9 protein-coding genes are annotated in these 13,547 nt (G+C 43.7%); 1 reads left to right on the top strand and 8 read right to left on the bottom strand.

What is annotated here, in order from left to right:
* Positions 1-55 precede the first annotated feature (55 nt).
* The 8 genes from B4K11_RS12825 to B4K11_RS12790 all read right to left on the bottom strand — a co-directional run bounded on the left by B4K11_RS12825 (position 56) and on the right by B4K11_RS12790 (position 11,795).
* Entirely contained in the window at positions 56-1,597 is a 1,542-nt protein-coding gene (locus tag B4K11_RS12825) for a methyl-accepting chemotaxis protein (protein WP_292952112.1), read from the bottom strand.
* A 173-nt stretch (positions 1,598-1,770) separates the two neighbouring features.
* On the bottom strand, positions 1,771-3,555 hold the full coding sequence (locus B4K11_RS12820) for a BatD family protein (RefSeq protein ID WP_292959423.1): 1,785 nt from the start codon (positions 3,553-3,555) through the stop codon (positions 1,771-1,773).
* On the bottom strand, positions 3,552-5,552 hold the full coding sequence (locus B4K11_RS12815; protein ID WP_292952118.1) for a VWA domain-containing protein: 2,001 nt from the start codon (positions 5,550-5,552) through the stop codon (positions 3,552-3,554). Before B4K11_RS12815 ends, B4K11_RS12820 begins: the two co-directional genes overlap by 4 nt.
* Positions 5,553-6,536: a vWA domain-containing protein gene (locus B4K11_RS12810; protein WP_292952121.1), complete on the bottom strand. Its 984-nt coding sequence runs from the start codon at positions 6,534-6,536 to the stop codon at positions 5,553-5,555.
* Positions 6,529-6,999 (bottom strand): DUF4381 domain-containing protein, encoded by a 471-nt coding sequence (locus tag B4K11_RS12805; RefSeq protein ID WP_292952124.1) that lies wholly within the window; start codon positions 6,997-6,999, stop codon positions 6,529-6,531. Before B4K11_RS12805 ends, B4K11_RS12810 begins: the two co-directional genes overlap by 8 nt.
* A complete protein-coding gene (locus B4K11_RS12800) occupies positions 6,999-7,979 on the bottom strand; it encodes a DUF58 domain-containing protein (protein WP_292952127.1) in 981 nt (326 codons plus the stop codon). Before B4K11_RS12800 ends, B4K11_RS12805 begins: the two co-directional genes overlap by 1 nt.
* A 63-nt stretch (positions 7,980-8,042) precedes the next feature.
* The gene (locus B4K11_RS12795) at positions 8,043-9,050 is read right to left on the bottom strand and encodes an AAA family ATPase (protein WP_292952130.1); all 1,008 of its coding nucleotides are present in this window, start codon (positions 9,048-9,050) and stop codon (positions 8,043-8,045) included.
* Between the two features lie 216 nt (positions 9,051-9,266).
* Complete coding sequence (locus B4K11_RS12790; protein WP_292952133.1) at positions 9,267-11,795, bottom strand: sensor domain-containing protein; 2,529 nt, start codon at positions 11,793-11,795, stop codon at positions 9,267-9,269.
* 325 nt (positions 11,796-12,120) lie between these two features.
* Between B4K11_RS12790 and B4K11_RS12785 the strand changes: the two genes are divergently transcribed.
* Positions 12,121-13,547 (top strand): protein adenylyltransferase SelO family protein (locus tag B4K11_RS12785; RefSeq protein WP_292952136.1); only part of this gene is annotated, 1,427 nt, incomplete at its 3' end.

The raw sequence follows: 13,547 nt of genomic DNA, 5'->3' as shown, positions 1-13,547 counted from the left end.
TCATCTAACCGCTCAATTTTATGCGTAAGATGTTTTTAGTCTAGATCAAGACAAATTAGATCGCCTTCAACATAGATTTAAGCTCAACAATCAGAGATGAAAGTTCTTCAGAGGACTGCATCATCTGCTTAGAGATATCACTGTTCCCTTCAGCCACAGCTCTGATATTCTCAACATTACGTGAAACCTCTTCTGCAACAGCGCTTTGCTGTTCTGAAGCCGCTGCCACTTGAGAGCTTTGATCAGTGATGTTATTCATTGCAAGATTCACATCATCGAAAGAACGGCCTGCATTCTCAGCTCTTTCAATATTTAAGTGGGCATGCTCATTACAACGGGTCATCATGTCGACTGTTGTTGCTACTTGTTTCTGGATCGCGTCAATCGTGGCTCGAATTTCACCCGTTGATTCTTGTGTTCTTTGAGCTAAAACTCGAACTTCATCTGCAACAACAGAAAAACCTCGCCCTTGATCGCCAGCTCGTGCAGCTTCAATTGCAGCATTAAGTGCTAATAGATTGGTTTGCTCAGCAATGCCATTAATAATGTTAACAACCTGCTCAACAGCAGTTGCTTTTATATTCAATTCTTCAGATGATTGGCTCGCATTTTCGACTTCTTGAACTAAGTCATGAATACCATTAATCATGCCCGAAACAATCTCTTTACCATTATTAGCAAGAGCTGCCGTACTCTGGGTTGCTTGAGAGGTTTGTGAGGTATTCTCAGCTATCTCATGTGCGGTTGCTGACATCTGTGTTGCAGCACTGGCAAGCATGTCGCTTTCTAAGTTTTGCTGCTCGATACCGGCAGAGGTTTGCTGCATAGAGCTGTGTGTTTGCGACATGAAATGATTCAGCATATCGATGCTATCTTCTACACGACCTATGACCGTCCGCAACCGAGATTGCATCATATAATTCGAGAGTTCAGCCGCGCCAACCTCACTCATGTTATTTGTCATAACATACTGCGCAAGGGAATTATCATAAATTCCACTGCTGTATTCTTTAATACGTTTAAGAGATAAAAGCTGAGATTGATTAACAATAATCATCCCTACGCAAAAAAAAGCGATTAAGGCAGTTTTTAATAGATCATTGATTGGTAGAAATGTAGAAGCCAGTATGGCAATGCAAAAAAACAGAGATGTTAATAAAATTCGTATCGATAAACTTTTAGGCTTAATAGAAACAGATTTGCGTTGTAAACGGGCATAGCTAGATTCAGCAAGCGCTATTTGTTCTTCCGTTGGTCTAGTTCTGACCGATTGATAGCCGATTTTAATGCCATCCTTATCAAACAGTGGGGTTACATAGGCTTGAACCCAGTAATAATCACCATTCTTACAGGCATTTTTAACCATCCCCATCCAGGGTTTATCGTTATTCGCATGCTCCCATAAATCTGCAAAAGCAGCAGCGGGCATATCTTTATGGCGAACAACACTATGAGGTCTGCCAACTAATTCATCGACACTGTAACCTGCAACTTGGCAAAACTCCGCATTCGCATACGTAATTTCACCCTTTAGATTCGTTGTCGAAATTAATCTAACATCTGCCGAATATTTCTTCTCATTGCCTGTGCTGTCCATAACCCATCCATAATAACCAACCGACTGTCCTGTTTAGACCATACAGTAAGCAGGGGTACTTTTGAAGATTCTATTATCGCACTGCACAAAAAAATATTGATCTGCGCCACTGTCATATAAAACAATCACCCAGCGTACAATAAAAAACCCTTACATAACAAAGCAACATATAATCAATTAGTATACAGAGGCTCTAAAACATCCTCTGATTTAGAACTACTAGGACTGATTTCCTTCATATGAGAAACAATACTTAAAAGTTCTTTACCACTCCAAGTAATTGTTTCTGAAGAGAAATTACAACGATTTAACTGAGTAATTTGATCTAATAATTCGGCTGGAACCACACCATCTAAATTATTCAAATGTTTTATTGAAGGATCGGAGTGCTGCAACCATTTTAATAATTCTGCTCTCGCTATCTGTGGATCATTGTTTGTACACGCCTTCTTCAGCGCATTAATAGAAAAAGATGAGTGTTTCAGACCTCTCCCTGAATCCGATACAGTCACCATCCCTATTCGCTTTTTCATAACCACCACAGAGATAATCACGCCAATGACTAAACTAACGAGACAACCTAACATAAACCATAACCAAGAGACCCCTTTCGCTTCAGCATAACGATCAGCAGTGTCCGTTGTCTTATTGAAGCTTGCTATATCTGGCTCCTGTGTAGATCTTTCCTTTTCAACATTCCCCTTCAAAACTGGCGGTAAATCCTGATCATTGCTAGAGGAAGAATCACTATTTAGATGCGCTAAATTTGCACCTTCAGTGGGCAGTACCTCCACCGATTGCGCAGGTATGATGGCTACTTTTTGGCTATTTGTAGTATTGTCCCACCAAGGTAGGCGAAACTCAGGCAGATCTAACACACCAGACTTACTAGGTATCAGGGTAAGTTCTATCTCCATCTTCGAAGCAAGCTGGTTATCAATATAGAACTGTTCTTTTACAGGCTTTGCCGCATATTGTTTCAAACCGTCAACATCAGCCAGTTTAATTGTCGGGAGTTGAGCTTCACTCATCCCTTCTGCTTGCAAAGTGATAGTACGCGTCACAGGCTCACCCTGCTTCCATTTCTCTGAGCTCAAATGACTGGTCAATTTAAGCTCACTCGCCGTTAACCATTGTTCTCCTGAAAATTCAGCTGGAATTGAGGCGACCTCTAGAGTGTAGCTATCCGCCGAAACAAATATACGGCGCATAGCACGAGGATCATTATACCTACGATAAGGGTCCCGGCCGGATTGACGGCTCGGTACTTCAGCACTTAGCTGCGCACCCTCTATCTCTAAAACACCACTTTGCTGAGGCGTGATCATCCACGATTGCTCTACCACTAGCATTTCACGACCATTGAGGGTCTGACGGTACTGCTTCTGCTCACCTAGCGCCTCTATTAGCGCTTTGCCCTGCTTTATCTTTGGTTCCTGAAAGGCTGCATTAAAAATGCGCTGCCCCAACACTAGATTCATTTGATAGATAACGGGTTGCTGAACATTCGGTGACTCATCCGACAAAGTTGATAAGAGCTCTACACCACCATCAACAGCAGAGGGCTGTTCTACTTTTTTAACCTCAATTTGTAGCGGTTCACTCTTTTCACCCGCTAGGTTTAGCACAGGAATACTTAAAATACCTGCTTTCTTTGGCGCTAAAGTGAGAACCAGCTTTGTACTGCTCTCAATAGAACCATTAATGATTCTAGTGCTCGACTGATGACTACGGCTGACCACCTCAAAATTATCATCAAGGGGCGAAAGATCTATTTGGCTCGCATCATTCTTGGTGATACTCAACATCAAACGAAAAGTTTCACCTTGTGAGATCACTTGCCTATCAATTTGACTGCTAATACCCGCATGCAATAGCCCGCTTATTGATAATAAAAACACCAGAGCACTTAATCTAAAAGCCCCTAACCTATGAGTACTTAACCTAAATATACTCACCACGCTTTCTCCTCTGTGTTTTGTCCTTGACCTTGTAACTGCTGACGGTATTGATAGTGAAATTTCCTTCGCCATAATCCTGCAGGATCATCTTCAATACGATTAAGCATCTGCTGTCTGGCCTCTGCCTCCTCATCAAGGGGTTGATGCTCTTCGCCATCAGAGCGCGCCAATGTCGGTTTGGATGGGTCCGCATCAGCCTTTTTATCGAGTTGCTGATTAAGCTGCTGCTTCAGCGCCTCAGCCATCTGCTTGTCCTGCTCACGATTAGATGACTTTTGGGATTCATTCTGCATATCCTGAGACGAGCTATTAGATTGCGTTCGCTTAGTATCATCCTTAGATGAATCTAGGGACGACTCCCCCTTCGACTTCGAATCTTCACTTGGGCTGTTTTGATCGTTTGAACCGTCTTTACCTGATTGCTCTTCTTGGGAGCTGTTCTCTTGAGAGTTACTGCTTTGGGAATTGCTGTTTTGAGCATCCTGACCTTCGGAACCATTTTCTTGAGCGTCACTATGCTGAGAGTTTTGCTGCTCGGAATTCTTCGACTTATCCTGATCTGAGCCTTTTTGCTTGTCGCCCTTTTGATCCGAGCCTTTACCCTCTTGGTCTTTCTCAGATTGTTGCTGATCCAACGTTTCTTGCACTAAGTCACGGTTAAACTTTGCATCCTCAAAATCAGGCTGTCGTGATAACGCCTTATCATAAGCTTCTAGCGCTTTTTCAAGCGCCCCCTGACGGGTTAAGACATTCCCTCGGTTGTACCAATCTGCTGCACTTTCTGGTGTTTCTATGGCAGACAGTGCTTGTTCATAATCACCATTTTCATAGTGAGACCGTTGTTTCCACCGTGGATCGCTAAACTTTTCAGCGGCTTGAGTAATATCACCCTGCTCATATAGTTCACGTGCCTGCTGATCAGATGTTTTCCATAGATCGTCCCAAATACCCGCTTCTGCATCATTTGATTTAGCCACACCTAGCATAAAGATCATCGGAATAAGTAAAGTTACAAAACCTCTGCGGAAGATCACTAAGAGAAAGGGCAACGCAGCTAAAATAAACAAAGGCCCTTCAGCAATCCAGCGCTGAACTTTTTCATCTAACACAGCAGGTGTCACTTCATTTTCCTGAAAGCGAGACACTAGATAATCAATATCACTATCATCTGCTGTAATCAGAGCGGCATATCCTCCACCGAGATTAGCGGCCTCCTGCATTAAACCCATCTCAGTCGTTGCAATCACTACTTGGCCCTGAGAATCCTTGATCAAACCGGCATTAGTGGGAATAGGCGCCCCCTCTTCGGTACCTATAGCAAGTATCGATAGCTGTCGACCTGCAATCCGAAGACGGGTCGCATCCTTGGCAATCTGTGCAGGAGATATCTCATCACTAACAAACAGAATATTTCCTTGGGTAATACCTGCTTGCATTAAGAGGCGATCCGCTCGTACTAATGCCCGATCTGCCCGACTGCCCTGCAACGGCATAATGTCTGGCGTCATCGCTGAAAGCTGAGCCAAAATCGTATCGGCATCTTCGGTTAACGGCGTGACACTGAAGGAACCAGCCGCATATACAAGCAGTGCAATTTGGGTATCAGGCAAGCGCGCTAACAGGTCTTTAATTTTAAAATGTGCACGTTGAATTCGGCTAGGTTTGATATCTGTCGCATTCATAGAAGCAGACAGATCCAGTGCGATAACAACTGCATCCCCCTGTTTAAATACCGGTTGAGGTTGTTGCTTCCAAACAGGCTGGGCAGCTGCAATAGAAAGAAGCAAACCGGCTATTAACAGTGCAATAGGCAACCAAATAGAACGACGTTGCTCATTATTCTTTTGCTCTAAGAACGGTAGTAGTTCTGGGTCACACACCTCTCCCCAATGGGAGCGATTCAGCTGGCGCCTATATAAAATACTCGCCAACAGCAAAAAGCATGGGAAAAGTAGAAGCCATCCTGGTGTTAGAAAATGAAAATTGCCGAACATTTAGACGTTCCTCCGCTGAAAACCGATCAACAGAAAGCTAAAAAAGATTCCTAAAAGCAACGGCCAAAGGAACAACGACTCAACAGGGCGATAAAAGTCAGTATCTTGCTCAACCGGTTCTAGCTCATCCAGCAGTTCGTATACTTCCGCTAACTGCTGGATATCTTGGGCTCGAAAGTACTGCCCACCTGTCAGCTCAGCTATCGCGGTTAATGTTTTCTCATCAATTGCAGGCGGGCGGCCAGCAAACAAAGAATCTAATAAACCACGTTCCTCTTCACGTCCCACTCCAATGGTATAGATTTTCAAACCTTCGGACTTTGCAAGTTCAGCAGCCTCTTTCGGTGTTAAAACACCCGCGGTATTAGCACCATCTGTCAGTAAGATTAAAATTCGCTGCTTGCTCTTCATTGTATTAAAGCGCTTCACCGCAAGACCAATTGCATCACCTATCGCAGTAGATTTACCGGCTAAACCGACCTCAGCTTCATTTAAAAGCGCTTTTACGGTTTTACGGTCGTGGGTTAAAGGCGCTTGGACATAAGCTTGTTCACCAAAAAGAATTAAACCAACCCGATCACCCTGCCGACGCTCGATAAAGTCTCCCGCGACAATGCGTGTGGCATCTAAACGATTAATCAATCGCCCTTGAAGCTGGAAATCTTTCTCAAACATACTTTCAGAAAGGTCTACCGCCAAAACGAGATCTCGCCCTTCTAGCTGTTGCGGCACAGGCTCCCCTAACCATTGCGGTTTAGCGGCAGCCCCAAGAAACAACAGCCAGATAATAAGCGCTAAAATAAACCCGCTTATATGTGGCGTTCCAACGCGTGTGGATTCAGCACCCACAGCCCGTTCCATCTGCTCAATAAAAGGGACATTCAATGCGTTAGATTGAGGTGTAGAGGTAGCTGGCGCATACAATCTTACCAATAGAGGTAAAGGCGCTAACAACCACAACCAAGGCCATGCAAACTCAAACATTCGCACCACCTTTGACGGTTTTTAACCATCGCTTACAGAAAAGCATTAACTCATCCGCATCGAAATCTACATTTTGCTGATAGGGCCCTGCTTGAATAATTTCCGGTAACTCAGCCCTAGAAACAGCCGAAGAGCCCGCTAAAAACGCTAGCCACTCATGGCCTGACAGATGTGCGACTTTTTTGCGCGGATAGAGCGTGATCGCCAAACGCTTCAGCAAACCATTACACTCCATCAACAGAGCAGCCTTGTCTTCTGATGAGTGAAAACGCTCAACAATAATTTTAAATTCCCTTAAAGCAAACCGCTTAGGGTCTTTAAGTTTTTTGCGTATATAAAAAAACAAAGCCGCAATGCCGCACACAACGAGCAACAGCAATAACCACCAGCCTGGCGCTAGAGGCCACCAGCCAATCGCATCAGGCATCTGCATTTCACGTAAAGGAATTTGACTATAATCCATCAGTTTTTGTTCGCTATAGAAAATAGAGGGTGGTGATGACTTTCCCAGTGAGCAAACTCCACACCTCGCAGATTATGCAGCTGCTCTAACAGATCTAAACGCTCTTTAAAGGCCGATTTATAAGTTTCTTGTTGTTTGCGATTTCCATCAACCGCAACCTCACGGCCATGACCACTAAAACGATAGGTATGCCCTTCTGGAAGCTGACTCTCTAATGGGTCAGAGATAAGGACTAATTTCAGTTCACAGCGCTGCGCTAAGCGCATTAAGTGCTGCTGCAATATTTCATCAACATCGTGAAAATCACTAAATATATAAACGATCGTTCCACTGCTCAGTAAAGATTCCACCTGAATAAGCTGATCAGCTAAAGTAGGTATTTGGGATAGCACCGCTGTACTTTTATCGATACCAGAGCTCTTAGATTGGGAACCATGTGATTGAGAGCCATCTGCCCCTTGCGCATTGAACCCTGCATAAAGCGCAGCAATCATCTGCATAACCTTCTGACGGTTATTACTTGGTTTGCACAACACTTCAGTATGGGGCTGTAAAATACTCCCCCCTACACGGTCACCATTCGCTAACGTCGTCCACATCACCATCGCTGAAGCATAAGCAGCTAGAACCGATTTAAAATGGCCTCGCGTTGCAAAATGCATAGGAGAACGTAGATCCGTTAAAACAAAAACGGGGCGTTCTCGTTCCTCACGGTAGAGTTTTGTATGTGCTTCTCCAGTACGCGCCATTAAACGCCAATCAAGATGGCGAATATCATCACCAGGCTGATACTCTCGCACATCATCATATTCCATACCGCGACCACGGATATGACTTAAATGATGCCCTTCTCGTATGGCCATCCGTTCACGCTTATTACCGCGTGCAGGCGGCCAAAGGCGTAAGCTGACAAGCTCATCCAATGTAATTAGGTTGCGCGCTGCAGGTATAGGTCTGGGACTACTATCGCCATAGAACATATAAATAACGGCCTAAAATCAACGTGTTATCGAATTTATTTGGAGCACATGAGGACCATTCAACTATGGAACAGCTACACGTGAGATCAGTTCTGCAATCATCTGATCTTTATCCATCCCTTTCGCCTCGGCCACATAACTTAATCCGATACGATGGCGTAAAACGCTTGGGGCGATCTCTTGAATATCATCCGGCGTCACAAAGTCGCGACCGGCTAGCCAAGCTTTTGCTCGAACTGCGCGATCTAACGCAATGGTTGCACGCGGACTGGCACCAAAAACAAGACTGTCTTTCAAATCGTCGCCATAGCGTTCTGGGTGACGTGTCGCCATGATCAAGGCGATTAAATAATCTTCAAGATTAGGCGCCATATAGGTCTGCATAATGGCCGAGCGTGCAGCAAAAAGTTCCTCTTCCGTCAGTGCGATATCTGCTGTAGATGTTTCCCCATCAAGGCTAGAGGTATGTTCATCACGAACCAAGCGAAGAATATCTTTCTCTTGATCATGCTGCGGATAATCAACCCGAATATGCAGCATAAAACGGTCTAGTTGAGCTTCAGGTAGTGGGTAGGTTCCCTCCTGCTCTAATGGGTTCTGCGTTGCCATCACCATAAAGAACTTAGCTAAAGGATAGGTTTTACCGGCCACTGTCACCTGACGTTCAGCCATCGCTTCTAGTAAAGCAGACTGAACCTTTGCGGGGGCACGATTGATCTCATCCGCAAGTAATAAGTTACAAAACAGAGGCCCAGGCCTAAAGGTAAATTCACCTTTCTGGGTGTTATAGATCTCAGTACCCGTAATATCACTCGGTAACAGATCAGGTGTAAATTGTGCGCGGTGAAATACACCCTCTAATAGATCACTTAATGCTTGAACCGTTCGGGTTTTGGCTAAACCTGGAGGCCCTTCCAGTAAAACATGACCATCAGTTAACAGGGCAATCAGTAAGTATTCGATCAGCTCATCCTGAGCAACAACACGTTTTTTTAGCGCCTCAGAAAGACTCACTAATTTTGTTTGCAGTGCTGTAGCAGCATCAACCTGAGCAGTTACTTCTGCCGTCATCCTTAATTACTCCCGAATCTGGTTTACATATGCTAATTCAAAGGCTTATCAGGGATATATTAGGTCAGAACTGTTTTTTTCAACTGTTCTCTAAAACTCAGATTAAAAATAGGAACAGAGCCCAAACTCAGAAGGATGAATACATATGATGAAAATTAATTTAGGGAAACCTAAAAAAAGGTAATGCAGCGTCTTTAAGAGATAGCATTAACGTACTCAAGCTTTCAATAGCGCTTTAAACTCAGTTAGTTCAATCGGCCGACTAAACAGATAGCCCTGTAAGTACTCACAGCCTTTATCTCGCAGAATCTCAACCTGCGCCTCCTCTTCGATACCTTCAGCAATCACTTTCAATCCAAGACTTTTAGACATTGATATTATGGCATCTACTAACAGGCTTTTAGATTCATTGGTAGCAAGCTCTTGGATAAATTCCTTGTCAATTTTCAAGGTAGATAGAGGGTATTTATGCAAATAACTTAAGGATGAATAACCTGTACCAAAATCATCGATCGATATTGATACCCCGTAATTCCGAAGCTCTTGTAACTGCTCTCTAACAGCAACATCCTCGTTCATCATTAAACTCTCAGTGATCTCAAGAGCTAAAACAGAGGGGGATAGACTTACCTGACTGAGCGTCTTCTTAACGACCGCACACATATCAACATTTCTAAACTGATAGCTTGAAACATTGACGGATATAAAAAAGTTGTCCGGTACTTGCTTAATAAACAGAGCGGTCTGCTTGCATGCTTCCTGTAGTACCCACTCTCCAATAGGAATTATCAACCCCGTTTCTTCCGCTAAAGGAATAAAATCAACAGGGTTTACTAACCCTAATTCAGGGCTATGCCAACGAATTAAAGCCTCACAACCAACTATTTTTTTACTCACCGTTTCGACAATTGGTTGATAATTTAAGACGAACTCCTGATTCTCCAATGCACTTCTTAGGTAGCCTTCCATAATATGGCGTCGAAGAGATTCAGCATGCATCTCTTCCGTGAAAAACTGATAAGTGTTACCCCCCTTCTCCTTAGCCTTATACATTGCACTGTCTGCATTGCGAGTTAGCTCTTCAATAGATACACCATCATTAGGGAAGATGGTCACACCGATACTCGCCGAAAGTACAATTTTTTGCCTATCTATATAATAAGGCTCCGACATAACCTTCAGTATTTTAGTCAATGCAGAATCAATATTCGCGACCCCTGGCATCCCAGAGCAGACAATCGCAAACTCATCACCGCCTAACCGAGCAGCCGTATCGGTCTTTCGAATACACCCATGAAGACGTTTGGCAGCTTCAGCAATCAAGCGATCACCAAAAGAGTGGCCCAAACTATCATTAACTTGCTTGAAGCGATCTAGATCGATAAAAAATAAAGAAACTTTATCACCCGCACGACTGGCGTAATCTAACGCGGTAGAAAAGCGTTCCAATAATAGATGCCTATTGGCTAATCCGGTTAAAGCATCGTAGTTGGCTTGATATTGAATCTGCTCTTCAGCTTGTTTTCTTTTTGTAATATCACTAAAAAGACAAACATAACCTTGCGGCTCTCCTTGAGGGCCCGTCATCGGTGAGATAGTTAACCACTCAGGGTAAACTTCACCCGACTTTTTCCGATTCCAAATCTCACCTTCCCATCTATCGCACTCTCTTAAACCCCGACGCATTTCAATATAGAAATCGGAACCATGATGGCCAGACTTAAGTATCGAAGGAGTCTGACCTAAAGCATCTTCAGGGCTGTATCCGGTAATATGGGTAAATGCTTCATTCACTTTGATGATTTTATTGCTGACATCAGTCACCATCACAGCTTCAGAGGCAGTATTTAAAACCGTAGCCGCTAATTTAAGATCGATCTCTTTCTTCTTTCTCTCCGTTATATCTCGATCAACCCCTCGGTAACCCCTAAATTGGTTATTAGCATCAAAAATAGGAACTCCACTCGACTCGATATAGATCACCGAGTCGTTCTTATGAATATTTATATTTTCTAAACCGGAGAAAGCTTCTTTCGCCTCTGCAATAGGAGCAAACGCCTCCATCACTCTCTCGGCTTCTTTCTCGGGCATAATATCAAAAGGGGTTTTACCGATAAGTTCCTGCGGAGCGTAACCTAATATGCCGTCGACCGTGCTGGTTGAATAGGTGTATTTAAACTCTTCATTTATTTCCCAAATAAGATCCGAAGAACAGTAAACTAGATCCCTAAACCTCTCTTCCTGCTCTTGTAAACGCTCCATAGCTGTTGCACGTTCTAATTCCGCGGAGATACGTCCAACAACAAGATCAAAATAAACTTGTATAAAAGACTCATCAGAAATTGGTTTTGTATCAAGAATGACAATCAAGCCAAATGCGTCACCCTCAGAATTAAACAGAGGTGCACCAACATAACTGTCAACTTCCATCTCTTGTAACATACTATCTCTAGGGTAGAGATTTTGAATCCCTTCACGGAAAACACAGGCATTTTTAGTTACCACACTCTCGCAGGGGGTATCTTCAAGCTCATAAGTAACATTTTCAATGATATTTCCTGAGCTAAAAACGGACCTTGTACGTATAGCTGTAGAGTCATTGGTTAATTCCCCAATCAGCACATATTTCTTCTTCAGCACAGATCCAAGAAAAGTAACAAGGGCATCAAAATAATCTTGTCCGATCTTAGAAGATGTCGCTTCTGACAGGTCTTTAACGTAAAGCGGGATATCGGTCTGTTTCATAAAAACCACTACAAAAATTTTGTTTATATTAGCAATTGCTCGTATCAATAATCATGAGCGAAATCATTATTTAAGTAAGTAACACTGTGAAAACACAGTATCATTCCAGATTAGCGGCACACTTAAAATTTAACCAAAGGTTTATCCCTGTATGTATGTAGGTATGTAGATAATTACTAACTTTCAGTAAACTCAGAACCAAACCATCACCATAAATAATATACTCTAATAAAGGCCCACATCTTACTGTCTAACGTTACGAAACCTGCCATGATAAGCCGCTAGTATATGACCCAGCGCTAAACCCGATTCATGAGGAACTACAATGATCGATCGACCAACAAAAGAAACAGAGACAACCGTCACAACACTGGACGATCTCGCCACGTTGGCAGATTACTCTCTCATGGATACACTCAATCCAGATCCTGATGCTACAGATAACGGCGAAGACCACTCGCCACGGCAAGTCTATTCAGGGCACTATGTTCCGGTTAAGCCGACCCAAATCAGTGATCCAGAATACATCACACACAGCAAAAATTTCTTTAATGAACTGGGTTTCGCCGACAGCATGGCACAGTCAAACGACTTTATACGGATGTTTTCTGGTGATATCTCACAAGTACCCTCGCCTATGCGTAACGTAGGCTGGGCCACTGGGTATGCTCTCTCGATCTATGGTAATGAGTACTACCAGCAGTGCCCTTTTGGTACAGGTAACGGATACGGTGACGGACGCGCAGTCTCCGTACTTGAAGCCGTTATCAACGATAAACGCTGGGAGATGCAGTTAAAAGGCGGCGGTAGAACACCTTATTGCCGTGGTGCTGATGGGCGGGCAGTTTTACGCTCCAGTGTTCGTGAATTTCTGGCACAGGAACATATGCATGCCCTTGGCGTACCTACTTCCCGCTCTTTAAGCTTGTACGTTTCAAAAACAGAGAAAGTTAGAAGACCTTGGTACTCTGAAGGATCACGCTCACATGATCCAGACATTATGGTTTATGACCCTGTCGCTATATCAACAAGAGTCGCACCGTCTTTCCTTCGCGTGGGTCAGTTAGAACTCTTTGGCCGTCGCGCGCGTAAGCAAGAACACCCAAAAGCGATGGAAGAGCTTGAGATGATCGTTTTACACTTGATCGATCGTGAGTATAACCAGGTTATCGACAACAGCCTTCCTCTTGAAGAGAAAGTCCTGCTACTCGCGAGCGAATTTCGTAACCGACTGACATCACTTGTCGCTAGTTGGATTCGTGTGGGTTATTGCCAAGGTAACTTCAACAGCGATAACTGCGCAGCCGGTGGGTTCACCATCGACTACGGCCCATTCGGATTCTGTGACCGTTTTGATCCACAGTTTCAACCTTGGACCGGTGGCGGGCAGCACTTCTCATTTCTTAACCAACCCGCAGCGGCAGAACGTAACTTTCATATGTTTTGGGTAGCACTGCGTCCGTTATTAGAACAGCACCCTAAAGCGCTGGAACAACTAGATGCTATTCGTAATGGCTTTGCCGACTTAATGCAGACAGAAATGGAGAAGATGTGGACATCCAAACTTGGACTCAGCACCTTTGAACCAACGCTGTTTAAAGAACTGATAACCCTTATGATGCAAACATCGGTTGATTACACCCTCTTCTTCCGTGAACTATCCAACCTACCTAAAAGCATGGACTCACTAGAAAAGAGCTTCTATGAGTCAGACAATACAGCACAAAACGCAGAACAAAACACAGAACAAAA

Origin of the sequence: Neptuniibacter sp. UBA6509 (assembly GCA_002435145.1) — a bacterium.
GTDB lineage: Bacteria > Pseudomonadota > Gammaproteobacteria > Pseudomonadales > Balneatricaceae > Neptuniibacter.
This window is presented reverse-complemented; position numbering and strand designations above follow the sequence as displayed.

Coding starts and splice junctions, on each gene's coding strand:
- B4K11_RS12825 (WP_292952112.1), bottom strand. CDS start 1,597: ATGGACAGCACAGGCAATGAGAAGAAATATTCGGCAGATGTTAGATTA.
- B4K11_RS12810 (WP_292952121.1), bottom strand. CDS start 6,536: ATGTTTGAGTTTGCATGGCCTTGGTTGTGGTTGTTAGCGCCTTTACCT.
- B4K11_RS12815 (WP_292952118.1), bottom strand. CDS start 5,552: ATGTTCGGCAATTTTCATTTTCTAACACCAGGATGGCTTCTACTTTTC.
- B4K11_RS12800 (WP_292952127.1), bottom strand. CDS start 7,979: ATGTTCTATGGCGATAGTAGTCCCAGACCTATACCTGCAGCGCGCAAC.
- B4K11_RS12795 (WP_292952130.1), bottom strand. CDS start 9,050: ATGACGGCAGAAGTAACTGCTCAGGTTGATGCTGCTACAGCACTGCAA.
- B4K11_RS12805 (WP_292952124.1), bottom strand. CDS start 6,999: ATGGATTATAGTCAAATTCCTTTACGTGAAATGCAGATGCCTGATGCG.
- B4K11_RS12790 (WP_292952133.1), bottom strand. CDS start 11,795: ATGAAACAGACCGATATCCCGCTTTACGTTAAAGACCTGTCAGAAGCG.